Source organism: Micromonospora sp. NPDC004540, from assembly GCF_040610095.1.
In the GTDB taxonomy this organism is placed as follows: Bacteria; Actinomycetota; Actinomycetes; order Mycobacteriales; family Micromonosporaceae; genus Micromonospora.
This window is the reverse complement of sequence record NZ_JBEXLR010000104.1, coordinates 1-22,462: the sequence shown is the minus strand read 5'-3', so window position 1 is coordinate 22,462 and position 22,462 is coordinate 1. Positions and strand designations below refer to the sequence as shown.

The 22,462-nt window shown below is 72.1% G+C and carries 24 protein-coding genes, 2 tRNA genes, 1 other RNA gene and 1 pseudogene; 12 read left to right on the top strand and 16 right to left on the bottom strand.

Going from position 1 to position 22,462, the window contains the following annotated elements; translation table 11 throughout:
* The first annotated feature begins 457 nt into the window (after positions 1-457).
* Positions 458-1,012, top strand: coding sequence for a DUF6230 family protein (locus ABZV78_RS26585; RefSeq protein ID WP_355642796.1), 555 nt, complete (start codon positions 458-460; stop codon positions 1,010-1,012).
* 76 nt (positions 1,013-1,088) lie between these two features.
* Positions 1,089-2,555, top strand: a complete 1,467-nt coding sequence (locus tag ABZV78_RS26580; RefSeq protein ID WP_355642790.1) for a DUF6114 domain-containing protein — start codon at positions 1,089-1,091, stop codon at positions 2,553-2,555.
* A gap of 70 nt (positions 2,556-2,625) precedes the next feature.
* Here the strand turns inward: ABZV78_RS26580 and ABZV78_RS26575 are convergent, their stop codons facing one another.
* The gene (locus ABZV78_RS26575; RefSeq protein WP_355642788.1) at positions 2,626-4,296 is read right to left on the bottom strand and encodes a DUF885 domain-containing protein; all 1,671 of its coding nucleotides are present in this window, start codon (positions 4,294-4,296) and stop codon (positions 2,626-2,628) included.
* 52 nt (positions 4,297-4,348) lie between these two features.
* Positions 4,349-4,948, bottom strand: a complete 600-nt coding sequence (locus tag ABZV78_RS26570; protein WP_355642786.1) for a Uma2 family endonuclease — start codon at positions 4,946-4,948, stop codon at positions 4,349-4,351.
* Between the two features lie 117 nt (positions 4,949-5,065).
* Here ABZV78_RS26570 and ABZV78_RS26565 point away from each other — a divergent pair, with 117 nt between their 5' ends.
* Positions 5,066-6,046 carry a DMT family transporter gene (locus ABZV78_RS26565; RefSeq protein ID WP_355642784.1) on the top strand — a complete coding sequence of 327 codons (981 nt, stop codon included), beginning with the start codon at positions 5,066-5,068 and terminating at the stop codon, positions 6,044-6,046.
* A gap of 4 nt (positions 6,047-6,050) precedes the next feature.
* Here the strand turns inward: ABZV78_RS26565 and ABZV78_RS26560 are convergent, their stop codons facing one another.
* Positions 6,051-7,121 carry a PHP domain-containing protein gene (locus ABZV78_RS26560; RefSeq protein WP_355642782.1) on the bottom strand — a complete coding sequence of 357 codons (1,071 nt, stop codon included), beginning with the start codon at positions 7,119-7,121 and terminating at the stop codon, positions 6,051-6,053.
* Between the two features lie 69 nt (positions 7,122-7,190).
* Positions 7,191-7,952, bottom strand: a complete 762-nt coding sequence (locus ABZV78_RS26555) for a M23 family metallopeptidase (RefSeq protein WP_355642781.1) — start codon at positions 7,950-7,952, stop codon at positions 7,191-7,193.
* A 209-nt stretch (positions 7,953-8,161) separates the two neighbouring features.
* Between ABZV78_RS26555 and ABZV78_RS26550 the strand changes: the two genes are divergently transcribed.
* From ABZV78_RS26550 to ABZV78_RS26535, 4 genes are all read left to right on the top strand, one after another.
* A complete protein-coding gene (locus tag ABZV78_RS26550) occupies positions 8,162-8,458 on the top strand; it encodes a hypothetical protein (protein WP_355642794.1) in 297 nt (98 codons plus the stop codon).
* A 72-nt stretch (positions 8,459-8,530) separates the two neighbouring features.
* On the top strand, positions 8,531-8,704 hold the full coding sequence (locus ABZV78_RS26545) for a hypothetical protein (protein WP_355642780.1): 174 nt from the start codon (positions 8,531-8,533) through the stop codon (positions 8,702-8,704).
* Positions 8,705-8,823: 119 nt separating this feature from the next.
* Complete coding sequence (locus ABZV78_RS26540; RefSeq protein WP_355642778.1) at positions 8,824-9,351, top strand: tRNA adenosine deaminase-associated protein; 528 nt, start codon at positions 8,824-8,826, stop codon at positions 9,349-9,351.
* A 178-nt stretch (positions 9,352-9,529) separates the two neighbouring features.
* Positions 9,530-9,979, top strand: a complete 450-nt coding sequence (locus tag ABZV78_RS26535; RefSeq protein WP_355642792.1) for a nucleoside deaminase — start codon at positions 9,530-9,532, stop codon at positions 9,977-9,979.
* Positions 9,980-9,988: 9 nt separating this feature from the next.
* Here the strand turns inward: ABZV78_RS26535 and ABZV78_RS26530 are convergent, their stop codons facing one another.
* The 3 genes from ABZV78_RS26530 to deoD all read right to left on the bottom strand — a co-directional run bounded on the left by ABZV78_RS26530 (position 9,989) and on the right by deoD (position 11,895).
* A complete protein-coding gene (locus ABZV78_RS26530; protein WP_355642776.1) occupies positions 9,989-10,441 on the bottom strand; it encodes a thioesterase family protein in 453 nt (150 codons plus the stop codon).
* The gene (locus ABZV78_RS26525) at positions 10,438-11,076 is read right to left on the bottom strand and encodes a TetR/AcrR family transcriptional regulator (protein ID WP_355642774.1); all 639 of its coding nucleotides are present in this window, start codon (positions 11,074-11,076) and stop codon (positions 10,438-10,440) included. The genes ABZV78_RS26530 and ABZV78_RS26525 overlap by 4 nt, the downstream gene beginning before the upstream one ends.
* A 111-nt stretch (positions 11,077-11,187) precedes the next feature.
* Positions 11,188-11,895, bottom strand: a complete 708-nt coding sequence (gene deoD, locus ABZV78_RS26520) for a purine-nucleoside phosphorylase (RefSeq protein WP_355642772.1) — start codon at positions 11,893-11,895, stop codon at positions 11,188-11,190.
* Between the two features lie 75 nt (positions 11,896-11,970).
* Here deoD and ABZV78_RS26515 point away from each other — a divergent pair.
* A tRNA-Ser gene (locus tag ABZV78_RS26515) sits at positions 11,971-12,057 on the top strand.
* An 86-nt stretch (positions 12,058-12,143) separates the two neighbouring features.
* Here the strand turns inward: ABZV78_RS26515 and ABZV78_RS26510 are convergent.
* The 5 genes from ABZV78_RS26510 to ABZV78_RS26490 form a co-directional block, all read right to left on the bottom strand.
* Positions 12,144-12,836, bottom strand: coding sequence for a uridylate kinase (locus tag ABZV78_RS26510; RefSeq protein ID WP_355642770.1), 693 nt, complete (start codon positions 12,834-12,836; stop codon positions 12,144-12,146).
* A 56-nt stretch (positions 12,837-12,892) separates the two neighbouring features.
* Entirely contained in the window at positions 12,893-14,332 is a 1,440-nt protein-coding gene (locus ABZV78_RS26505; RefSeq protein ID WP_355642768.1) for a PKD domain-containing protein, read from the bottom strand.
* Positions 14,333-14,442: 110 nt separating this feature from the next.
* Complete coding sequence (locus tag ABZV78_RS26500) at positions 14,443-14,973, bottom strand: hypothetical protein (protein WP_355642766.1); 531 nt, start codon at positions 14,971-14,973, stop codon at positions 14,443-14,445.
* Positions 14,970-15,584: a hypothetical protein gene (locus ABZV78_RS26495; RefSeq protein WP_355642764.1), complete on the bottom strand. Its 615-nt coding sequence runs from the start codon at positions 15,582-15,584 to the stop codon at positions 14,970-14,972. Before ABZV78_RS26495 ends, ABZV78_RS26500 begins: the two co-directional genes overlap by 4 nt.
* Before the next feature lie 53 nt (positions 15,585-15,637).
* Positions 15,638-16,159: a winged helix-turn-helix domain-containing protein gene (locus ABZV78_RS26490; protein ID WP_355642762.1), complete on the bottom strand. Its 522-nt coding sequence runs from the start codon at positions 16,157-16,159 to the stop codon at positions 15,638-15,640.
* A gap of 96 nt (positions 16,160-16,255) precedes the next feature.
* Between ABZV78_RS26490 and ABZV78_RS26485 the strand changes: the two genes are divergently transcribed.
* Positions 16,256-17,551: an MFS transporter gene (locus tag ABZV78_RS26485; RefSeq protein WP_355642760.1), complete on the top strand. Its 1,296-nt coding sequence runs from the start codon at positions 16,256-16,258 to the stop codon at positions 17,549-17,551.
* 58 nt (positions 17,552-17,609) lie between these two features.
* Here the strand turns inward: ABZV78_RS26485 and ABZV78_RS26480 are convergent, their stop codons facing one another.
* The 3 genes and pseudogenes from ABZV78_RS26480 to ABZV78_RS26470 form a co-directional block, all read right to left on the bottom strand.
* A complete protein-coding gene (locus ABZV78_RS26480; RefSeq protein ID WP_355642758.1) occupies positions 17,610-18,353 on the bottom strand; it encodes an SDR family oxidoreductase in 744 nt (247 codons plus the stop codon).
* 157 nt (positions 18,354-18,510) lie between these two features.
* A pseudogene (locus ABZV78_RS26475) lies at positions 18,511-19,224 on the bottom strand (VOC family protein); the annotation flags it as partial.
* Positions 19,225-19,333: 109 nt separating this feature from the next.
* Positions 19,334-20,017, bottom strand: coding sequence for a TetR/AcrR family transcriptional regulator C-terminal domain-containing protein (locus ABZV78_RS26470; RefSeq protein ID WP_355642756.1), 684 nt, complete (start codon positions 20,015-20,017; stop codon positions 19,334-19,336).
* A 121-nt stretch (positions 20,018-20,138) separates the two neighbouring features.
* On the opposite strand from ABZV78_RS26470, the gene ABZV78_RS26465 reads away from it, so the two are divergent.
* Positions 20,139-20,657, top strand: coding sequence for a hypothetical protein (locus ABZV78_RS26465; protein ID WP_355642754.1), 519 nt, complete (start codon positions 20,139-20,141; stop codon positions 20,655-20,657).
* A gap of 140 nt (positions 20,658-20,797) precedes the next feature.
* On the opposite strand, the gene ABZV78_RS26460 is transcribed toward ABZV78_RS26465, so the two are convergent.
* Positions 20,798-20,882 (bottom strand) — tRNA-Ser (locus ABZV78_RS26460).
* 82 nt (positions 20,883-20,964) lie between these two features.
* Between ABZV78_RS26460 and ffs the strand changes: the two genes are divergently transcribed.
* An RNA gene (gene ffs, locus ABZV78_RS26455) (signal recognition particle sRNA small type) lies at positions 20,965-21,055 on the top strand.
* 108 nt (positions 21,056-21,163) lie between these two features.
* Positions 21,164-22,462 (top strand): DNA polymerase III subunit gamma and tau (locus tag ABZV78_RS26450; protein WP_355642752.1); only part of this gene is annotated, 1,299 nt, incomplete at its 3' end.

The following is a 22,462-nucleotide window of genomic DNA, read 5'->3' as shown; positions in this document are numbered from 1 at the left end:
TTGCGTGCCGCCCGCTGCCCTCGGGCTGCGGCGGGCGGGGGGGGGGGGGGGGCCCCTCGCGCCCCCCCCCCCCCCCCCGCTTTCATGCCGTCACGCTCCGCCCGCGTTATCGAATCGTAATGCGTCGATGGCTTGAATACGCACGGTGACGACGGCCGCCCGCTCGCGCCCGGTTCGGGCGCTTTCCTCTGCTGTCCGTCGACTCATTCGCCTGCGGACGGTCAGGGTGCGGGCGACATGCCCGTCGATCGGTTACCTGTGAGTAGGGTCAGGCCTTGTGACGCACACCTCTGCCGGTGCACCATCAGACGCGCGTTCGTTACCGGCTGGTAACAGTCGCCGCAGCCCGACCCGGGGCGCCCCGTCGACCAGCCACCCCGAAGAGCGCCGGCCCACCGAGGAGGAATCTGTGCAGACCGAGAATCCCGGACGTACCAGGTGGCGGCGCTTCGCCGCGATGATGGTGCCCGCGACCGCAGCCGCCGGCGCCATCCTGTTCGGCATGTCGAGCGGCGCGATCGCGTCCGACATCACCGTCTCCGGCCAGACCTTCAAGATCAGCGCTGAGCGGCTCGAGGGTGACGGCTTCAAGCAGTACGGCGGCATCGTCAAGGAGAAGGACGGCACCGTCCACCCGGTCGCCCTCGCCGAGATCACCAGCGCCGACCTCTACAAGCTCTGCCAGTCGGTCCGTGCCGACCTGCCCGGGCTGCCGGTGGTGCTCACCATCAACGCCGGCGACGGCAAGGATCCGGCCAAGGCCAAGGACCTACTGATCGCGATGGACAGCCTGGACGGCAACGCGACCTTCGGCAACATCAAGATCGGCCGGGACGCATCCGATCTGAACCCGACGGCGCGCACCGGCTCGTTCGGGCAGAACGCCGAGAAGGTCACCATCCTCAAGCTGGAACAGGTCTCCCGCTACACCACCGCCTCCACCTTCAACCTGGTGGGCCTGCGACTCAAGGTCAACGTCGGGGACGCGGCCAAGAACAAGGAATGTTTCTGAGCTGAACCGGGGCCTGCGGCGGGCGATGGCCGCAGGCCGTTCCCGTCCCTCGTTTCCGCTCAGCCAGGAGGAGCACGTGACGCACGCTGATCCGCAACCCGTCCGCGCCGGTGGTGCCGGCCGGTTGTGGCGGGGCTTCCGCCGCTGGCGGCGGACCCGGCCGTTCTGGGGCGGCCTCTTCACCGTGCTGGCCGGGGCGGAGATGTTCGCCTCCACCCGGATGACCCTCAACGGCCTGAGCTTCCACAGCGGATCCACCGGGCTCTACTCGCTGCTGATCCCGATCATCCTGCTCACCTGCGGGCTGCTGCTCTGGTTCAGCCCGGGACAGCGGCTGTTCTACTCGATCGTCGCGGTGGTCACGACGATCTACTCGCTGATGGGACTCAACCTCGGGGGCTTCTTCCTCGGCCTGCTGCTCGGCATGATCGGCGCTGCTCTCGGCTTCGCCTGGTCGCCGATCGATCGGCCGGCCGGCGACCCCACCGAGGATCCCGGCGCCGACGAGCCGGTCGCCGAGGTGGCGCCGGCGCCCGCCTCGCACGTCCCCGGCCCGCGGGACGGGGTCCCGCCCTCGCATTACGAGGGCGCTCCGGCGCCGGAGACCAGCTCGAACGGCCCGCCGGAACCACCCGGCACCTCCCGCGATCCGCAGTACTTCGCGGTGGCGCTGGTGGTGCTCGGCCTCTCCGCCTCCGCGCTGGTGGCCACTGACCCGGCGCCGGTACGGGCGGCGACTCCCGCCGCCACGACCCCCACCAGCTGCGCGAAGCCGCCGGTGCGGGCCACCACTCCGTCGCCCTCGCCCAGCGCCGCCACCCCGACGCCGACGGCCAGCCCGAGCCCGTCGGCGGAGCCCAGCTCGGACGGCAACATCCTCACGGACATCCTGGACGGCATCGGAGACCTCTTCGGCGGCGGTCAGCGGGCCGCATCGCCCTCGCCGTCGGCGAGCCCGAGTTCGAGCGTCCCCTCGGCAGGGCCGTCCCGCACCCCGGCAGCGACCCCGACCGCAACCAGGTCGGACGCCCCCACTCCCACCTGCCCCCCGACGAAGCCGAGCGGGCCCCGCAAGGTGGAGGCGGGCCGGCTGATGCCGAAGATCGCCCCCGAGCCGGGGCAGCCGAAGGTGGCCCAGCAGCCGTCCAAGCTGACCGGCTCGAAGGTCACCATGACCGGGCTGCGGTTCGAGGGCATCGTCGACCTGCCGACCGCCGGCGGTTCGCTGAAGGCGCTGAAGTTCAGCATGAGCAAGGCGGTGACCGATGACTTCAAGCTGGTGACGGACGGGCCGGCGGGCCGCAACCAGCGTTTCGTCACCGAGCAGCTCACCGTCAAGGGTGACGTCGCCTTCTACGCCACCCGGTTCGTCGGCCGGCTGCTCGGCATCAAGATCACCCTGACCCCGGACCTGCCCTTCCCGGACGGCATCCCGATCACCTCGCCGATCCCGATCAGCTTCACCGATCCGGCGATCGACCTGGCGTTCGTGGACAGCGACACGCTCACCGCCAGGCCGGCGCTCAGGCTCGACCTCGCCTGACCCGGGACGGCCACGCGAAACGGCCGGGAGCCGGAGGATCCCCCTCCGACTCCCGGCCGTCGTCGTTCGCTCAGAGCCGACCCAGCGCCCGGCGCAGCGGGTCGAGCCCCAGCGACCCCAGGTCGAGCGCCTGGCGGTGGAACTCCTTGAGGTCGAAGTCGGCGCCCTTACGGGCCTTCGCCTCCTCCCGGGCCTGGAGCCAGATCCGCTCGCCCACCTTGTACGAGGGCGCCTGCCCCGGCCAGCCCAGGTAGCGGTTCAGCTCGAAGCGCAGGTTCTCGTCCGGCACCCGGCAGTGCGCCCGCATGAACTCCCAGCCCAGCTCCGGCGTCCAGCGCTCGCCGGGGTGGAAGCCGAACGGGTTGTCGGCCGGGATCTCCAGCTCCAGGTGCATGCCGATGTCGACGATCACCCGGGCGGCCCGGAACGCCTGCCCGTCGAGCATGCCGAGCTTGTCGCCCGGGTCCTCCAGGTAGCCCAGCTCGTCCATGAGCCGCTCGGAGTAGAGCGCCCAGCCCTCACCGTGCCCGGACACCCAGCACAGCAGCCGCTGCCAGCGGTTGAGCAGGTCGGCCCGGACGGCGGTCTGGGCGACCTGGAGGTGGTGACCCGGCACGCCCTCGTGGTAGACCGTGGTCACCTCGCGCCAGGTGGAGAAGTCGGTGATGCCCTGCGGCACCGCCCACCACATCCGGCCCGGCCGGGAGAAGTCCTCGCTCGGGCCGGTGTAGTAGATGGCGCCGTCGCTGGTGGGGGCGAGGCAGCACTCGATCCGGCGGACCTGGTCCGGGATGTCGAAGTGGGTGCCGTGCAGCTCGCTGATCGCCTTGTCGGCGAGCGCCTGCATCCAGTCGCGGAACGCCTCCTTGCCCTGGATGGTCCGGGCCGGGTCCGCGTCCAGCGCGGCCACCGCGTCGTCGATGCTCGCGCCGGGGCCGACGATCCGGGCGGCCACCGCCCGCATCTCGCCCTCGAGGCGGGCCAGCTCCGCGAAGCCCCAGGCGTACGTCTCGTCGAGGTCGACCCGGGCGCCGAGGAAGTACTGCGAGGCCAGCTCGTAGCGCTCCCGGCCGGCGGCCTGCTTCTGCCGGCCCTGCGGGGCCAGCTCGGTGCGGAGGAACTGCCCGAACTCGGCGGTGGCGGCCGTCGCGGCGGCGGCGCCCTTGCGCAGCTCCGCACCGAGCGCGCCGTCCGCGCCGAGCCGCTCGGCCAGGCCGTGGAAGAAGTTGTCGCCGTTCGGGTCGACCCAGATGTCGCACTGCTTGGCGACCTCGACCAGCTGCACCTGCGAGCTGACCCGGCCGGCCGCCGCCGCCTCGCGCAGCGTGCGCTTGTAGCCCTCCAGCGCGCCCGCGAAGCGGTTGAGCCGGGCGGCCACGTTCGCCTTGGCGTCGTCGCCCTCGGTCGGCATGAGGTCGAAGACCATCCGCAGGTCGTGCAGCCCGCTGGCGATCACGTTGACCTCGCTGCTGGTCTCGCCGGCCTCGTAGCGGGCGAGCTCCAGGCCGAGGCGCTCCTGCATGGCCTCCTTGGCGGTCCGCTCGGCCTCCGTGTCCGGCTCGGTCACGTCGAGGTCGGCCAGGGTGCGCCGGGTCAGATCGGCGCGGGCCGCGTAGCCCTCCGGGGTGAGGTCGTCGAGTTGGTCGTCGTAGCCGGCGATGCCGACGTAGGTGGCGCCGGTCGGGCTCAGCGGAGCCCAGTCGGCCACGTAGCGGTTGGCGAGGTCATCGATTCGTCCCACGATGCGACCCTACGTGACCGTGCCACCCCGATGTCGACCGTGTTTGCCGTCTTCAGGGCAGCAGGTCCGCGGGATCGAAATCGATGGGGAACGGCAGGTCCGCCTTGAGCCGCTCACCGGCCTCCGCCTTCGCCAGCGTCCGGTAGCCGCTCCAGTCGGAGGTGGAGAAGAGCTCCACCGAGACGCTCTGCAGCCGACGAACGATCTCCACCCGCATGAAGTAGGGCACCCCGGCCTCCGCGCAGCGCTGCGGCTTGTCCAGGAAGTCCTGCTGCCGGCTGGCCGGCGAGACGAACTCCACCGCCATCGTGCAGTACCGCACCGGGATCCAGCGGTCCTCGGTGTCCGTCTTCGGGAGCGTGTGCAGCAGTGTGATGTCGGGCTGGATCCAGTTCTGCGGATTGAAGGTCAGGTTGACGGGGCCGTACACGTACAGCCCGGCGGCCTCCGCCGCCGGGCTGAGGAGTCGGGCGAGTTTGATCTCACCGAAGCTGTTGGCGCCGGCTTCCGCGGGGGTCATGACCAGCCTTCCGTCGAGGCACTCGAAGCGCGCTTCCGGCAGGTCGCGCGGCGGAAGGTAACGGTCGGCCAGGGTCGTCGTCCAGAGCCCGTCGAAGTCGTACAGCGGGTCGAACCGGTCCGGCATCGCCATCGGCTGCGCACCTCCTCGACTGGTCAACGCCTCCACCATAGAGCGGTTGCTGTGGCGGTCGACACGGCGTCCGATTTTCGCGGGACTTCGTCGTACCCCTGCGGCAGAGTGTCAGGGGTGACAGCGGATATCACTCCTGACCGGGCGCCGGTGCGGAGCTGGCTGCCCGGTTTCGTCGCGCTCGGCGTGATCTGGGGTTCCAGCTTCCTCTTCATCAAGGTGGGGGTGGCCGAGCTGCACCCGCTGCACCTCACCCTCTACCGGGTGGCCACCGGCGCGCTGACGCTGCTGGTGGTGCTCGCCGTGCTGCGCGACCGACTGCCCCGCGAGCCCCGGGTCTGGGCGCACCTGCTGGTGGTGGCCGCCTTCGGCGTCGCACTGCCGTTCACCCTGTTCGGCTTCGGCGAGCAGCGGGTGGAGTCGATGCTGGCCGGCATCTGGAACGCCACCACGCCGCTGATCGTGCTGCCGCTGGCGGTGCTGGTGTTCCGCACCGAACGGCTGACCGTGCGGCGCGCGGTCGGGCTGGGGTTGGGCTTCGCCGGCGTGCTGGTGGTGCTCGGCGTCTGGGAGGGCGTGGGCGGGTCGCACTTCACCGGCCAGCTCATGTGCCTCGGGGCGGCGGCCTGCTACGGGGTGGCCATCCCCTACCAGAAGAAGTTCATCGCGGGCAGTTCATACTCCGGGCTGTCGCTGTCGGCGGCGCAGCTGCTGGTGGCGACCGCACAGCTCGCGGTGGTCGCGCCGCTGGTGGCGGGCGCGCCGCCGGTGCCCACCGGGCTCTCCGCGAAGGTGGTGGCCTCCGTGCTGGCGCTCGGCGCGCTCGGCACCGGGCTGGCCTTCGTGATCAACCTGCGCAACATCCGGGTCGCCGGGGCGAGCACGGCGTCCACCGTCACCTACCTGATCCCGGTGTTCGCGGTGCTGGTCGGCGCGGTGGTGCTCGGCGAGCGGATGAACTGGCACCAGCCGGTGGGCGCCCTGGTCGTGCTGGTCGGCGTGGCCGTCGCGCAGGGGATGCTCGGCAAGCGCCGGCCGCGTCCCGAGCCGGCCGCCGTTCCGGCGGCACGCGCCGTCGAGCCGGCCGCCCAGGGCTGACCCCTCAGCGGCGGCCGGCGGTCCACTTCACCAGGCGGTCGGCCTTCCAGGTGTTGATCACCCGGTTCGCCGGCACGCCGCAGAGCGCGGCACGCTCGCAGCCGAAGCGCTGCCAGTCGAGCTGACCGGGGGCGTGCGCGTCGGTGTTGACGGCGAACTTGCAGCCGGCCTCCAGGGCGCGGCGGATCAGCCGCTTCGGCGGGTCCTGCCGCTCCGGCCGGGAGTTGATCTCGACGGCCACGTCGTGCTCCGCGCAGGCCGCGAAGACCGCGTCCGCGTCGAAGTCGCTCTCCTTGCGGGTACGCGCCCGGTGCCCCCGGTCGCCCGGGCCGGTCACCCCGGCCGGCCGGGAGGAGACCATCCGCCCGGTGCAGTGGCCCAGGATGTCCAGGTGCGGGTTGGCGATGGCGGCCAGCATCCGGCGCGTCATCTTCGCCCGGTCGTCGTTGAGGCCGCTGTGCACCGAGCCGACCACCACGTCGAGCCGGGCCAGCAGCTCCTCGTCCTGGTCGAGCGACCCGTCGGCGAGGATGTCCACCTCGATGCCGGTGAGGATGCGGAAGCCCTTCGGCAGCGCCTCGTTGACCGCGGCCACGTGGTCGAGCTGCTTGCGCAGCCGGTCCGCGGTAAGCCCCCGGGCCACCTTGAGCCGGGGCGAGTGGTCGGTGAGCACCACGTACTCGTGGCCCAGTTCGACCGCCGCCAGAGCCATCTCCTCGATCGGTGAGCCGCCGTCGGACCAGTCCGAGTGGGTGTGGCAGTCGCCGCGCAGCGCGTCCCGCAGCTTCTTCGCGGCCTCGTCCAGGTCGGTGCCCTCGGTGGCGACCAGCCGGCGCAGGTAGACCGGCTCCTCGCCGGCCAGCGACTCGACCACGCAGCGGGCGGTGACGTCGCCGACCCCGGACAGCTCGGTGAGCTTGCCGGTGCGGGCCCGCTCGGCCACCTCGGCCGCCGGGAGGGCGCCGAGCGCGTTGGCCGCCGACCGGAACGCCCGGACCCGGTAGGTGGCCTCGTTCGCCCGCTCCAGCAGGAACGCGATCCGCCGCAGGTCGGCGATGGGGTCCCGGGCAGTCATGTCCTGCAACCTACGCGCCCGCGCCGGCCGCCGCGCGCCGTCGTGGGGGGTGTCGGGAGTGGACGCCGGTCAGCCGGCCGCGGCGGAGCCGCTCGGTGCCTTCGGGCAGCCGTGCCGGCGCTGCCAGGCGGCCACTTCGGCGGCCGGCCCGCGGTTGCCCCGCTTGCGCCACGAGTCGAGGTACTTCGCCGGCCAGATCACGCCCCGCCGGATCCACCAGTCGTCGTGCCCGGTGCACTTCGGGGAGAGCCCGAAGTGCAGGTGGCAGACGTTGTTGGCGTTGCCGGTCCGGCCCACCTTGCCGAGCTGCTGACCGGCCCGTACCCGGACGCCGGCGTCGACGCCGGCGGCGATCGCGCTCAGGTGCGACCCGTAGTAGCGGACCCCGTCGTCGCCGAGCAGCGAGACCGACAGCCCGCCGTTGTACGGCCCGAGCGGCCCCCGCCGGCTGAACCGGTCGACCCGGCTCACCTCGAGGATCACCCCGTCCGTGACCGCCACCACCGGCTCGCCGCAGTCGGCGAAGATGTCCGTCCCCGGGTACGCGGAGTGGGTCGGGTGGTAGTCGACGTTGCTGGCACGGACGGGGAAGACATGCCGCAGGTCGGTGCGGGTCGCCGACGGGGACGGCGCGGACGGGACGGCCGACGCCGTGGGGCCGGCGGGCTCGGTCGGCCGCGTCCCGGTGGCCCGCGTGCTCGGACCCTGCCACGAGTTGCCCGGCGCCGAGGTGGGGCGGTCGCCCGGGGCGCACCCGGCGGCCAGCGCCGCCACGAGCAGCAGGACCGGGTACGCCGGACGCGCGCGACGTCCGATCGATGGCGAGCGCATCCGGTCATCCTGACAGACCACTACCGTGGGGACGAACGCTGAGACGCGTCCGTTCCGCGCGGTCGCTCTGCGTGACCTCGGCACATCTACGTTCCGTGAAGGGGGCAGCGGTGACGAACGGGTGGCACGGCGTGGCCGGGGAGCCCGGCGCGGGGCCGGCGCGCCCGCTGCCGCGTACCCCGTCGGGGCTCTTCCCGTCCGGGGGGCCGATGCGGCCGAGCTACCGCGAGCCGTACCCGGTCACCGGCGCCGGCGTCGCGGTCGGCGCGGTGACCGCCTTCGCCTGGCTGCTGCTGTTCGGCCTGCTGGGCCGGGACGTGCCCGGCTACGCCTGGTGGACGCTGTTCGCCGGCGGGCTGGCCTGGCTGGTCGCGGCGGCGCTGGTCCGTTACGGCGACCGGGGGGTGGCCACCGGGGTCGCGATCGTCACGGCGGGCGGCTGGAGCATCGCCGCGGCGATCGTCGCGGTGCGCTGGGCGCAGAGCGGCGACTGGCCGCTCTGGTGACCCTCCGTGCCCGTTTCGCTGCGTAGCGAAGACCATCTTGACGTACGCGCGGTGACGGTCCACGCTCGCGGTATGGCCTGGACCACACCGCCGCGGCTCGACCCCGAGCGGAGCCGCCGCCGCCTGCAACTCCTCGCCGAGTTGGCCGGCGCCCGCACGGTGCGGCAGCGCGAACGGCCGCAGCAGCGGGCCCGCTCCGAGCGACTGCGCGAGCTCATCGCCACCCGCCGGCGCATCGCCGGCTGACCGACTTTCTCCAGGAACGGCCGGCCCTTCGGGGCGTTGACCGGTCGCCTGCCGACCCGACCGGTTAACGTGCATCGCGTGACGAGTCGGCGTGCTGCCGAGGCCAATTTGGGGGGACCGTGTCGTACTTCGCTGCTGCCGTGGCGCGCGTCGAGGGCGCCTGGACCGCCGAAGAGGTGAACCTGAGAGGGGTCACCGACATCGAGGAGGTGGCCGACCGGCTGCGCGACGTCGAGCCGGACGCCGACCTCTCGCTGCTCTTCGTCGAGGCCGACGACACGTACCTGGTGATCCTGCGCCTGGACGAGGGGGAGGACCTGCGGGTCTTCGGCTCCGACTCGGCGTACGCCGAGGAGTCCCGGCTGGGCGCGCTGCTGGTCGGCGACCTGAAGACCTCGGTCACCGGGCTGGAGGACGCCGACGAGCCGCGGCCGGCCGCCGGGGGCGACGAGGAGAGCGAGCAGCCGGCCGTGGACCCGGAGGCCGACCCGGTGGGCGACGCGGACATCCTCGCCGACCTGGGCATCCCGGCGCCGAAGCTGCTCGCCCTCAGCGGCCACGAGGGGATGATGCCGGCCGACGTCACCGCCGAAATCTGCCAGGTGCTCGGCTGCGCCGACGAGGTCGAGGAGCTGCGTGAGGTCTGAACCGCCCGGACCGGCGTGGACCGGCGGGGCGGAGCCGGCCGACGCCACCGATCCGGCGCTGGAGACCGTACGCCCGGGGCAGCCCACTCCGGGCCGGTTGGCCCGGGTCGGTCCCGGCGCGGACGAGGGGCTGGCCGACCCGGGCGGCGTGGGCCGGCGGCAGCGGCACGAGCTGTGGATGAGCCGGGCCCTGGAGATCGCGGTGACCGGCCCGGACAGCGTGCCGGCCGACGGCGCCGACGCGATCGAGGACGTCCCGGTCGGCGCGGTCGTCTACGGTCCGGACGGCGCCGAGTTGGCGATCGGCCGCAACGAGCGGGAGCTGACCGGCGACCCGACGGCGCACGCCGAGGTGCTGGCGCTGCGCCGGGCCGCCGAGCGGCTGGGCCGCTGGCGGCTGGAGGGCTGCACCCTGGTGGTGACCCTGGAGCCGTGCACGATGTGCGCGGGGGCGATCGCGCTGGCCCGGATCTCGACGGTGGTCTTCGGCGCGTGGGAGCCGAAGACCGGCGCCGTCGGCTCGCTCTGGGACGTGCTGCGCGACCGCCGCCTCACCCACCGCCCCGAGGTGTACGGCGGGGTGCGGGAGGCGGAGAGCGTCGCGCTGCTGCGGGCCTTCTTCCGCTAGACCGCCTGGTCAGGCGGGTTGCGGGGCGGGCCGCAGCAGGCTGGTGGCGACGGCGCGGGCGGCCTCTGTCCAGGCGGTGGGGCGCAGGGTGGCCGGATCCAGCCGGACGATCGACCGGGTGCCCTCGGCGTAGACCGTGGCGCCGTCCGGCGAGCGGAACTCGAAGGCGTAGCGGGCGCTGCTGGTGCCGAAGTGCTCCAGCCAGAAGTGCACCGCCACCGGCCCGACCCCGGTGACCGGGGCCCGGTAGGTGATGGTGAACTCGCGGACCGCGTGGAACACGTCGGGGGCGCCGCGCAGGTCGCCGCGGAAGGCGACACCGCGCTCGGCCCAGTAGGGCGTGAGGGCGCGCTCGAGCAGCACCGCGTAGCGGGCGTTGTGCAGGATGCCCATGGCGTCGAGGTCGTCGAAGTGCACCGGGACGTGCTCGACGTGCCCGAAATCGGCGGTGGTCTGGCTCATGACGGACCTTCCGGTAGCAGGGTCGGGTCGGGGCAGAGCGCCCGCAGCCGGTTCAGCAGGCCCAGGCGGGCGTGCCGGTAGGTGGCGTCCGGGTCGAGCATCCGGGAGCGCATCGCCGCGCTGATGCCCAGCGCGTCGATCTCGTAGGCCAGTAGCGGCACATCCAGGTCCGCGGGGAGTTCGCCGAGCTCGACGGCCTCCCGGACGAGGCGTTCGAGGAAAGTGGTCCACCGGCCGAACGCCTCGGCGAGCCGGTCCCGGACCGGGCCGGGGCGGGCGTTGTACTCGAACTCGGTGTTGGCGAAGAAGCAGCCGCCGGGCAGCACCCGGGCGGCGTAGAACTCGATCCGGGCCTCGTGCAGCGCGTGCAGCCGCCGGACGCCCCGGGGAGCGCGCAGGGCCGGGGCGGCGATCCGCTCCTCCCACTGCGTCACGGCCCGGTCGACGGTGGCGAGTTGCAGCGCCTCCTTGGACCGCCAGTGCGCGAAGAGGCCGGACTTGCTGACCCCGAGCCGGTCGGCGAGCTGGGCGAGGGAGAGCCCGTCCAGCCCGACCTCGGTGGCCAGCGCCACGGCGGTGTCCAGCACCGCGGTGCGGGTGCGGTCGCCGCGGGCGACGCGGCCGTCGGAGGTCATGCGGGCAGCGTAACGGAAATAAGACCGACCGGTCGTATTTATTTGTGTGACCCCGGTAACGCGACCGCCCCGTCACCGGGCGGTGGCGGGGCGGTCGAGGATCGGGTCGGGTCAGGCGATGACGGTGTCGAGGGCGATCTCGACCATCTGGCCGAAGGTCTGCTCGCGCTCCTGCGACGTGGTCTTCTCGCCGGTCTTGATGTGGTCGCTGACGGTCAGGACGGTCAGCGCGCGGGCCTTGAACCGGGCCGCGATGGTGTAGAGCGCCGCCGACTCCATCTCCACGGCCAGCACGCCGTAGTCGGCGAGGGTGTCGTAGAGATCCGGCCGGTCGGTGTAGAAGGCGTCCGCGGCCAGGATCGGGCCGACCCGCATGGTGATCCCGCGCCGCTCGGCCACCTCCACCGAGGTGCGCAGCAGCCCGAAGTCGGCCACCGGGGCGTAGTCGATCAACCCGTCGAACCGCATCCGGTTCATGTTCGAGTCGGTGGACGAGCCGATCGCCGCCACCACGTCGCGCAGCTGGAGGTCCTCGGACAGGGCACCGCAGGAACCGACCCGGATCAGCGTCTTCACGCCGTACTCGTTGATCAGCTCGTGGGCGTAGATGGAGGCGGACGGCATGCCCATGCCGGAACCCTGGACGGAGACCTCGACGCCGTTCCAGCGGCCGGTGAAGCCCAGCATGCCGCGAACCGTCGTGTAGCAGCGGGCGTCCTCGAGGTAGGTCTCCGCGATCCACTTGGCCCGCAGCGGGTCGCCCGGCATCAGGACCCGCTCGGCGATCTCTCCCGGCTCAGCGCCGATGTGCGTACTCATGACAAAGATCCTGCCAGGCCGGGCCGGGGGATACCGGTTCGGCGTCCAGACCCGGGGTCCTGTACCCTACTCGGCGGTGGCGTGTCCGAGTGGCCTAAGGAGCACGCCTCGAAAGCGTGTGAGGGTTTACGCCCTCCGCGGGTTCAAATCCCGCCGCCACCGCTCGTGAGATGCGAGAACGCCCGGTCGATCCGTGAGGATCGGCCGGGCGTTCCGCATCTGGTCTCAGCTGCGGTCCCAGTTCGCGCTCAGGAGGCGTCGGCGGCCCAGCGCAGCACGGTGGGGTTGAGTGGGTCGCCCATGTCGAGCACGATGTCTGCTCGGTCGAGCGGTCGCGCCTCTGCGCGGTACAACTCCTGCCCGGGTAGGTACCGGCCGCGGTACCGCTGTTCGACGGCGGCCGCCGAGCCGAACAGGTCAAGATCGCGTTCCAGGGCCCGCCGCAGTGTCACCTCCGGCGCGACGTGCAGGTACAGCGCCACGTCCCAGTGTTCCCGCAGTTCAGGACGTAGGAGGAAGACGCCGTCGAACAGGAGGATCGCGTGGGCCGCGGCTCGCTGGTACGTCGGCGGCACCGGCTCGTCGGCCCGGTGGTCGTACGCGGCTGGCAGGTAGTGTCCGTCGCCTCCGGGGCCAAGCGGGCGCAGGACCGAGTCGATGATGATGTCGTGGTCGAACGAGTCCAGGTAGTAGCCCTCGGCGGACAAGGAGCCGCGTCGCCGACGCACAGCTGCCGGTCGGTGGAAGCGGTCCACGCTGAGTCGGATCACGTCCTGCTGTTGGCCCAGCAGGTGGGCGAGATCGTCCGCCAGGCGGGTCTTACCGGCGGCGTCGGGCCCGTCGATGGCCACTCGCAGTGGGTGTGAGCCTCGGGCTCGTCCGAGGTGGTCGGCCAGGCGCATCAGCACCTGCTCACGTTGGTTCGGCTTCACCTGCCGCATGGTAGGTCCGGGGCTGCGGAAAGCCCCCGGGTCCGGGACCCGGGGGCGTCGAGCACTCAGATGACCTTGATCGGGGTGGAGAGCAACTCGTTGTCCGCCGGGATCGCGTCCCGGTTCGGACTCAGGTCCGCGGCCGCCCGGAAGGTGAGCTTCCCGAGGGCCAGGTCGTCGGCGGTCACGGTGTAGGTGAACGCAAAGCGGCTGGTCCTGCCCGTCTCGCTGACCGGAACCGTCTGCTTCACCGCCCCGAGATGGGAGTAGTCCCCCGCGATGCTCTTGTAGAGGTCCACCTGGACGTTCTCCTCGTACCGGGTGTTCTGGACGTGGACCTCGACCGTGACGGTCTGCCCCGCCCGGGCACTCGTCGGCACCTTCACCCGCACGATCGCCACGTCATGGGTACGCACCTCGACCACCCGGGTGATCGAGTCGCTGCGCCCGTCCGGCGTCTCCACCGTCAGCCGGACCGGGTAGTCACCGTCCCGGGGGAAGCGGTGGACGGGGTTCGGCTCCGTCGAGGTCGCACCGTCGCCGAAGTCCCAGGCGAAGGACTCGAGGCCCGCGCCGGCCGGATCGTGGGCGGTGTTGGAGAAGGCGACGAGGTCGAACGAATTGGGGTCGCTCCGGTAGTAGGAAAAGTTGGCGACGGGATCGGGCGCCTCGGTCAACTGGAAGGCGTGCGAGGCGATGCCGTCCCCGCTGACCTGGAACAGGTACGTCCGGCCGGCTTCCGCCACGAAGGTCAGCGAGCGGTAGTCGTAGAGACCGGTGCACCGGACGAAGGACAAGCCGCCGAGCGAGGAGCCGAGGTAGACGTTGATGCCGGCGTACATCGGGTTCGTCTGGGCGACGACCGACACCGTGGTCGTCGGTGTGTACGAGTACCAGGTGGTGTGCTGCGAGGAGGCGCAGACCGACGTCTCGCCCGCCTCCCTGCTGGCCGCCTCGTAGGGCTGGGTGTTCGAGTAGGGCAGCCCGGTGACCCGCGTGGCGTCGGCGAAGTTGTCGTTCGGCGGCGGCGGGACGTAGCTGATCGAGAACCGGAGCGACCCGCCGCCCACCCCGCCGTTGCCGCAGCAGACGCCGATCATGAAGCGGTAGGTGGTCCCGGCGGTGACCGGGAAGGCGACCCTCGACTGTTGGGCCTGATAGTCGTCGTTGCAGGCCAGCTGGGTGAACGCCCCCGGTTCCCCGGTCCAGGCGGAGAGCACGGTGTCGTAGTCGCTGCCAATCGTGTCCGCCTGGAGGCGGCCGTCCCGCTCCGGCGTGACGGTGAACCAGACCGAGCCCTTGTTGGAGCAGGTCGTCGGGTCGGTCGGGCCCGTCGTTGCTCCGCTGGAGTCGATGGTGGTGGTGAAAGGAACGGCCTCCACCGCGATGGCGGCGGAGTAGTCGTCGTTCGCCGGCGCGGCGAAGGCCGCGGTCTGCCCCGTGGCGAGCAGGGCGATCACCCCGACGAGAGCGACGACGAGTCGTGCGGCATTGCGTCTGACCACTGGATGTCCTCTCGGGCCCCGTGTCCCTTGTGGATATGACCGGTTGACCGTAGGGCGAGGAATCGAGCGGTGTCGCTAAGAGAACCATTAGTTTCGGTTAAGAAGGCACGTCAGCAGGGGCCGTAGCCCTCGTCGAAGAGGCGGCGGGCCCAGTCGGCGTACCCGGCGATGATCTTCCGGACCGTGCTGCCGTCGTGCAGGAAGAGGTACGCCCGATCGCCGTCCCGGGCGAGCAGCCCGTCGAACCGCTGCATCTCCTGTGGAGCATCGAGCTCGACCACCGACGGGTACGCGTCGTGCACCGCGTCGACCGGCGTGCCGACCGTGATCCCCTCGGGTGTGCTCATCGGGTCGTCGAGCCAGAGCAGGACGAGCCGGTCGTCGACGAAGATCGGGCTTACCGTGCCGTGACCGGCAAGCGTGGGCCCGCACGCGTCCTCGTCGGTGCGCAGCACACCGCGCCGGGTCAGGTCCTCCTCGGTGGCGCCGAACTCGGCGTTGCCGAGCCCGTCGAGGCTGACCACCTCGGCGGCGCCGACCGGCCGGGCCGGCACGTCCGGCCCCTGTGGACGGACACCGCTGCCGGCGATCGAGGCGGCCGCCATCAGCGCGGCGATGAATCCGAATTGTCGCAATCTCATGCAATCCCCCAGTCCCCAACGGGGCCGGGGCGAGGAGGTTGCTGGTGCTGCTCGGATTGCCGTAGTTCCCACTCGTCGGCCAGCTCGTCCCAGTAGTCGGCGGAGAGCCCGCGCCGGCCGTGCGCCAGCCAACCGGCCGTGTCGCCCTCCAGGTGCAGGCCCAGCTCCGCGAACGGGTCGATCCACGGCCCCGGCTCGGCGCCGAGCCGGGCGAGCGCCGCGTTGATCGGCCACTCGGCGCGTGGCCGGTCCAGCCGGTCGTCGAAGCACGGCCCCCAGCTCGGTTCGCCGCCCAGCCAGACCGCCGCGGCCTGGTGGCCCAGCCCGCCGGCGAACTCGGCCTCCAGGTACGCCACCGGCCCCTCCCGGGACCAGCGGGCCAGCAGTTCGTCCAGGGCGGGCGAGAGGACGAGCTGGAACGGCTGCTCCGCCGAGGGCTCCCCGGTGGCGAAGTCGGGCAGCCGGCCCGTCAGCTCCTCGACGAGCTGCGGGGTGACCGGCAGCAGCGCGAAGTCCTGGCGGAGCGCGGCGAGCACCGCGTGGTCCAGGCCGGCGGTCTGCTCGCGGAGCAGCTCGACGTCGGCGACCACCGCGCTGAGCTGGTAACTCATCCGGTCCCCTCGGCGTCCACAGGGTGTGGATGGAACATGTGTACGACGGCCGGTCAGTCCTCCGCGGCCGGCGGCGGGTCGGTCATCTCGAAGGCCATGAGGGTGGCGCCCACCCGGACCGTACCGGGCGCGTGCGGCGGCTGGGCGGCGTCGTGCAGCTCGGTCATGATCGCGTGCAACCGCCCGCGCGCCGCCGCCCAGGCGTCGGGGGAGACCCACAGCTCGGCGTCGGTGGTGACGCCGGACGTGCCCGGGGAGCGGTGCGCCACCCGGTCGAGCAGGTTGCGGGCGAGCGACTCGGCGAGCAGCGGCTGCCCCTCCCGCTGCTCGGTGAGCCAGGGTCCGCGTACCGCGCGGTAGCGGCGTTCCCGGCCGCCGCGCCGGGCGCGCACGTCGGCCAACTCGACCAGGCCGGCGGCGTCGAGCCGGCGCAGATGCTGGCTGGCGAGGGCGTGCGAGATGGCCAGTTCCCGGGCGAGCGCGGCCGCGGAGAGCGGCGCGCTCCACAGCAGCGAGAGCATGCGCAGTCGTACCGGGTGGGCCAGCGCGCGCAGGCGCGGGTCGGTGGTGCTCACGGCCGCCATTGAACCGCACCCACCCGTCGCGCTCACCCCCAAGCATTGACTTGGGGGTCGGGTGTGGACAGAATCGCACCGCACGGGGGAGGTGCCATGAGCTGGGGTACGACCAGGGTGCTGGGCAACCGCGACGCCGGGCGCTACCTCGCCGCCGTCCTGGTCTCCGGCTTCGGCACGGCGGCCATGCTCCTGGTGGCCGGGATCTGGGTGAAGGACCTGACCGGGTCGAGCAGCCTGGCCGGGCTGGTCACCCTCGGCACCTGGGGCCCCACCCTGGTCGCCCCGCTGATCGGAGTGCTGGCCGACCGGTTCCGCCGCCGGCCGCTGCTGATCGCCCTGCACCTGGCCATGGCCGCCCTGCTGCCGGTGCTGCTGCTGGTCGACTCGGCCGCCCGAGCCTGGCTGATCTTCGCGGTGATGGTCGCGTACGGGGTCAGCTTCGTGCTGATCGACTCGGCCGAGGCGGCGCTGGTGCCGGCCGTGGTCCCCGGCGAGCTGCTCGGCGACTTCAACGGGCTGCGGACGACGGTCAACGAGGGCATGAAGCTGGTCGCCCCGCTGGCCGGCGCCGGCCTCTTCGCCGCGTACGGCGGGCACCCCGTGGTGCTCCTCGACGCCGCCACCTTCGCGCTCGCCGCGCTGCTGCTCGCCCTGATCCGGGTACGCGAGGCGCCCCCACCCCCGCCCGAGCGCTGGACCCGCCAGCTCGCCGAGGGACTCGGGCACCTGCGCCGGCATGCCCTGCTGCGGCATCTGGTCGCCTGCACCGGAGCTGCCATCCTGCTGATCGGGATCAACGGCGCCCTCGCCTACGCGGTGGTGGACGACGGCCTGCACCGGCCGCCGGAGTTCAACGGCGTGCTCGGCACGATGCAGGGTGTCGGGTCACTGATCGGCGGCCTGGCCGCGGGGACCCTGCTGCGGCGGCTCGGCTACCGGAGGGTGACCGCTGCGGCGGCCGCACTCCTGGCCGCCGGTCTCGCGCTGCGGGCCGCACCCGGCCTCGGTCCGGTCGTCGCCGGCACCCTGGCGGTCGGCGTCGGGGCTCCGCTGGTGCTGATCACCGTCTGGACCGCGGTGCAGCGGGAGACGCCGAACGCGCTGGTCGGGCGGGTCTCCGCGACCGTCAACACGCTGACCTTCGGCCCCGGCACGCTCGCCGTGCTCGCCGGCGCGAGCCTGCTGGTCCTGGTGGACCACCGGGTGATCCAGCTGACCGGGGCCGCCGGCGCGCTGCTGCTCGCCGGCTGGGCGCTGCGCGGCGGTCGGCGTCCCGGTGCACCAGTGGGCCCGCGTGCCGGCGCACCGGAGGGCCCGCCTACCGCCGGCCTGGAGGAGGCCGCCCCGCCGGCCGCCGCCCCGGCTGGCGGGACGGCGGAGCGGGGCTGACGGCGTACCCGGGCAGGGGTCGACCCGGGTGGCGCCCGCCCCCTGCCCGCAGCAACGGTCAGCCGGTGAAGCCGCCGTCCGCGTTGATCGTCGCGCCGGTGACGTAGCTGCCATCCGGCCCGGCCAGGAAGGCCACGACGGCGGCGATCTCGGCCGGCTCCGCGTACCGGTTCAGAGCCGTGAAGCTGCGGATGGCGTCCGCGTTCGGCCCGTCCGCCGGGTTGGCGTCGGTGTCGGTCGGGCCGGGGTTGACCAGGTTCACGGTGATCCCCCGGCCGCCCAGTTCCCGGCCGAGGCCCCGGGTCAGGCCGGCCAGGGCCGTCTTGCTCATCGAGTAGAGGGCGAGACCGGGGAACACGGCCCGCTCGGCCACGTTGCTGCCGATGTTCACGATCCGGCCCCCGTCGGTAAGGTGCCGGACCGCCGCCTGGGCGAACACGAACGGCGCCCGGACGTTGACCGCGATCGTCCGCTCGACCTCCTCCGGGCCTAACTCCGTCACCGGGCCCACGAGGAACACCCCGGCGTTGTTGACCAGCACGTCCAGCCGCCCGAACTCCCCGGCGACCCGGTCGACCGCCGCGCGCGCCGCCGCCGGGTCGGCGCTGTCCGCCGGCACCGCGAGGGCGCGCCGCCCCACCGCCTTGATCTGCTCCACCACTTCGGCCGCCCGGTCGGCGCGCCGCTCGTAGGTCAGCGCCACGTCGGCGCCCTCCCGGGCCAGCCGCAGGGCCACCGCCGCCCCGATTCCCCGGCTGCCGCCGGTCACCAGTGCCACTTTTCCGTCCAGAACTCCGGTCATGCCACCAGCCTGGTCGGCGGCGCCCGGGGAGTCTGGCGGCGATCAGACGCCGCGTTCACACGCCACGCTCCGGTCGGCCTCATGGCTCCCTGGCGTCAATTGACCTGTTGATCCTGGCGGCCGGCGCCGTGGTCGCCTCGGTTCTCGCCGCGTCGCTGACCGCCGTTGCGAGTTCGGCGGCGTTCTCGAACGCAGACGCCGCCCGTGCGATCTCGTCTTCACTGAGCACGACGCGTCTTGCGCGGTCCAGCATCTCGGTCGCGGTCTCCGGGTCGTGCAGCACCATCGCCAGTTCGGCGCGGTAGATCAGGGCCTCTACGTGCGCGACCGGGTCGTCGTCGGACTGCGGGTGGGCCAGAGCGCTGTCGAGGATTCGGACGGCTTGTCGGACGTCACCCCTGGAGTCGGCCTGCACCACAGCGTTCGCCATAGCCTTGGCCAAACGCCCTCCAGGCGTGGTCGCTGGCGGGGGAGCAGTGGTGGCATTCCGAACGACGCGGATCCAGTTGCCGCCTGGGTCGATGACGCTGAATCCGCTCAACCCGTTGTAGTTCCTCCGGGCTCTGGGTCGGGTCATTCGCGGTGTTCCGGACAGCAGTACCTTGCCGTACGCGGCGCGCATGCCGGCGGCGAACGCCCGGTGCAGTTCCTCGATGTCCGAGGTGAGTACGAGGCAGGAGCCGTATGACTGACCCGGCTGGAATCCGGTGATCTCGAAGAAGTGCAGGTGCAGATCTTCACGCTGCAACGCCACGTATGCGTTGGGCTTGTGCTGCTTGTACGTCGTACGGAATCCGAGAACCTCGTAGAAGGCGACGATGTCGTCGATGGATGCGCAGGGCAGCAGGGGAATGGTCACCTCGTTGGCCATGCGTCCTTCCTAGGCACCGCAGGGTGCCCGTCGCACATGGAAATAGCCGATCGTCCTGTTCGGTCATCCGATCGGTCGACCGGCCAGCCTCACGCCCTGAGCAGGCGAGTCACTGCTTCGGTGTGCGTGGGAATCGTTGTTCCAGCCCGTCGAGGAGGGCGCCCAGGCCGGTCTCGAAGGTCCTGTCGGGTGCGGCGGCGTAGGTTGCCGCCGCTGGTGTTTCGAGGCGGGCGCGTAGGCGTGGGTAGCCCATGGCGATCTCTCGGGCCTTGTTCATGGCGTCCTTGAGCTGCTCTTCTGCGGCAGGGTCCTCGTTGAGTTTCCGGTTCAGGGAGGCGTTGGCGGCGGTGCCGGCCGCGTTGCCGAGGACGTAGGTGAAGACGGCGGCGGTGGCCTGGTCGGCCTGGTCGCTGGTGAAGCCGGCGGCCTCGTAGACGGCGAGGCTGTGGTCGTCGTGGCGGGCCTTCCCTTCGCCGTAGACGACGTGGGCCGCGAGGACCTGCACCAGCCAGGGGTGCCGGGTGAACATCGCGTGCAGGTCGGTGGCCATGGTGGTGGCTGCGCTGCGCCAGTCGTCGACGGCCGGGTCGGGCAGGGTGAGGTCGCTCCAGACCCGGTCGGTGGCGAGCAGGACGAGGTTGTCCTTGTTCTTGACGTGCCAGTACACGGCCGTGGCGGCGGAGTTGAGCCGTTTGCCCAGGGCGCGCATGTTCAGGCCCTCGATTCCCTCGGCATCCAGAAGCTCGATGGCGGCGCGGACGATCTGGTCACGGGTGAGGGCGTCGCGTGGCATGCCGCGACGATAAGCAGCTTCTTGCACAAAGTTCAAGAGGGCTCTTGCACATCGTTCAAGTCAGCGCCTACTGTCTCCTTCGACAGCCACTTGCACTAAGTTCAAGTCGAAGGAGAGTCACGTGACCACCCTCGCCGCCGCCATGCAGCTGCTCGTTGCCGCCGCCTTCGTCAGCATCCCGGTGGTCCGCCACCGCTACGGCCCTGCCGCGAGGGCCGCCGCGGTCGCCGAGCTCCGCCGCCAGAACGTCCGTCCGGCGGTGTTGGAGGAGAACAAGCTCCGGTTCGACGCGGGCGGCCATGAGACCGCAGCCCCGGCTGCGGTCGCCGCCGTGATGATCACCATCGCCGCACTGAACTTCGCCGGCGCCGACCTGGCGCAGATCCTGACCTGGATCTTCTCCTCGCTGGTCGTGCTGATGAACGTGGCGATCGTCTACAGCAACCTCACCGCGGTGAAGTCCGTGCAGGCCGCCTTCCGCCGCAAGGGCGACCCAGAGCTGGCCCGCGTCGAGGTCGCGCCCTTCCTGCAGGCAGCCGAGGGCGCCTTCCCCCGCTGGGTGCGCGCCCAGACCTACCTCCGCAACACGGTGGTCTTCGCCGGCTCCGCAATCGCCCTGGTCGCCGTCTCGGTGGCCTGACCGGGGCGTGGGCGCCGCCGAACTCGTACCGGAGGCAGACCGGCCGGAACAGGGGCAGGTGAGACGACAACTGAGACGAGTGCGACGTGGAGACGACGAAGGGCCGGCCCCACGGCGGGAGCCGGCCCTTGCGTCGACGGCGGAGGATACGAGATTCGAACTCGTGAGGGTGTTAACCCAACACGCTTTCCAAGCGTGCGCCCTAGGCCTCTAGGCGAATCCTCCGCGAGCCAGGATACAGGTCCCCGACGGGCGGGCCACCCCACCACCCCCTGAAGATCCACCCCCGGTCGGGTAGGCTAGGCGGCACCCCCCGTGCGGCGTGCATCTCGTGAACCTCCCCAGGGCCGGAAGGCAGCAAGGATAAGCGGGCTCTGACGGGTGCACGGGGGGCCTTTCTGTCTCCGGGTGCCGGTAACGTCCCCCGCAGGCCAGGTGACGGGGTGGTGGGTGGTCACCCGCGCCCGACCGGCGCAGAATGGCTCGGTCGAGAGGAGGCGGGACGGGTGGCACTGGCCCTTTACCGCAAGTACCGGCCCCGTACGTTCGCCGAGGTCATCGGCCAGGAGCACGTCACCGAGCCGTTGTCGCAGGCGCTGCGCAGCGGCCGGCTGAACCACGCGTACCTCTTCTCCGGCCCCCGGGGCTGCGGCAAGACCTCCAGCGCCCGCATCCTGGCCCGCTCGCTCAACTGTGAGCAGGGCCCCACTCCGGAGCCCTGCGGCCAGTGTGAGTCGTGTCGCTCGCTGGCTACCGACGGCGCCGGCTCGATCGACGTCATCGAGATCGACGCGGCCAGCCACGGTGGCGTCGACGACGCCCGTGAGCTGCGCGAGAAGGCGTTCTTCGCCCCGGCTCGCAGCCGGTTCAAGATCTACGTCATCGACGAGGCGCACATGGTCTCGTCGGCCGGCTTCAACGCCCTGCTCAAGCTGGTCGAGGAGCCCCCGGAGTACGTCAAGTTCATCTTCGCCACCACCGAGCCGGAGAAGGTCCTCGGCACGATCAAGTCGCGGACCCACCACTACCCCTTCCGGCTGATGCCGCCGAAGGTCCTCCGGCCCTACCTCGAGCAGCTCTGCGAGGCCGAAGGGGTCAAGGTCGAGCCGGCGGTCTTCCCGCTGGTCGTGCGCGCCGGTGGCGGCAGCGCCCGGGACAGCCTCTCCGTGCTCGACCAGCTCATCGCCGGCGCCGGCCCGGAGGGCGTCAGCTACGCCCGGGCCGCCGCGCTCCTCGGCGTCACCGACTCCGCGCTGATCGACGAGATGTGCGACGCGCTCGCCGCCGGGGACGGCGCGGCCGCGTACGCCACCGTCGACCGGGTCGCCGAGGCCGGGCACGACCCGCGCCGGTTCGCCTCCGACCTGCTGGAGCGGCTGCGCGACCTGATCGTCATGCAGCAGGTGCCGGACGCCGCCGCCAAGGGCCTCATCGACGGCCCCGCCGACCAGATCGAGCGGATGGCCGCCCAGGCCCAGCGACTCGGTCCGGCCACCCTGTCCCGCTGCGCCGACATCGTGCACAACGGCCTGGTCGAGATGCGCGGCACCACCGCGCCCCGGCTGCTGCTGGAGTTGATCAGCGCCCGGATGCTGCTGCCCGGCCTGGACGATTCGGCCGGTGGCCTGCTCCAGCGCCTAGAGCGGATGGAGCGCCGGCTCACCCTGGGTGGCGCCGAGCCGCCGCCGGCCGCCGCCGGCCCCGCGCCGGTCGCGCCCGCCCCGGAGGTACGCCCGGCGTCTTCCGCCCCGACCGCGGTTGCCGCCGCGCCCGACCCGGAGACCGCCGGCACGCCGGCGGCTGCC

Excerpts from the sequence above, each read along its gene's own strand:
- ABZV78_RS26585 (WP_355642796.1), top strand. The coding sequence starts at position 458 with ATGATGGTGCCCGCGACCGCAGCCGCCGGCGCCATCCTGTTCGGCATG.
- ABZV78_RS26570 (WP_355642786.1), bottom strand. The coding sequence starts at position 4,948 with ATGGCGATGCCGGACCGGTTCGACCCGCTGTACGACTTCGACGGGCTC.
- ABZV78_RS26560 (WP_355642782.1), bottom strand. The coding sequence starts at position 7,121 with ATGACTGCCCGGGACCCCATCGCCGACCTGCGGCGGATCGCGTTCCTG.
- ABZV78_RS26555 (WP_355642781.1), bottom strand. The coding sequence starts at position 7,952 with ATGCGCTCGCCATCGATCGGACGTCGCGCGCGTCCGGCGTACCCGGTC.
- ABZV78_RS26550 (WP_355642794.1), top strand. The coding sequence starts at position 8,162 with ATGCGGCCGAGCTACCGCGAGCCGTACCCGGTCACCGGCGCCGGCGTC.
- ABZV78_RS26545 (WP_355642780.1), top strand. The coding sequence starts at position 8,531 with ATGGCCTGGACCACACCGCCGCGGCTCGACCCCGAGCGGAGCCGCCGC.
- ABZV78_RS26535 (WP_355642792.1), top strand. The coding sequence starts at position 9,530 with ATGAGCCGGGCCCTGGAGATCGCGGTGACCGGCCCGGACAGCGTGCCG.
- ABZV78_RS26530 (WP_355642776.1), bottom strand. The coding sequence starts at position 10,441 with ATGAGCCAGACCACCGCCGATTTCGGGCACGTCGAGCACGTCCCGGTG.
- ABZV78_RS26525 (WP_355642774.1), bottom strand. The coding sequence starts at position 11,076 with ATGACCTCCGACGGCCGCGTCGCCCGCGGCGACCGCACCCGCACCGCG.
- deoD (WP_355642772.1), bottom strand. The coding sequence starts at position 11,895 with ATGAGTACGCACATCGGCGCTGAGCCGGGAGAGATCGCCGAGCGGGTC.
- ABZV78_RS26510 (WP_355642770.1), bottom strand. The coding sequence starts at position 12,836 with ATGCGGCAGGTGAAGCCGAACCAACGTGAGCAGGTGCTGATGCGCCTG.
- ABZV78_RS26500 (WP_355642766.1), bottom strand. The coding sequence starts at position 14,973 with ATGAGATTGCGACAATTCGGATTCATCGCCGCGCTGATGGCGGCCGCC.
- ABZV78_RS26495 (WP_355642764.1), bottom strand. The coding sequence starts at position 15,584 with ATGAGTTACCAGCTCAGCGCGGTGGTCGCCGACGTCGAGCTGCTCCGC.
- ABZV78_RS26485 (WP_355642760.1), top strand. The coding sequence starts at position 16,256 with ATGAGCTGGGGTACGACCAGGGTGCTGGGCAACCGCGACGCCGGGCGC.
- ABZV78_RS26480 (WP_355642758.1), bottom strand. The coding sequence starts at position 18,353 with ATGACCGGAGTTCTGGACGGAAAAGTGGCACTGGTGACCGGCGGCAGC.
- ABZV78_RS26470 (WP_355642756.1), bottom strand. The coding sequence starts at position 20,017 with ATGCCACGCGACGCCCTCACCCGTGACCAGATCGTCCGCGCCGCCATC.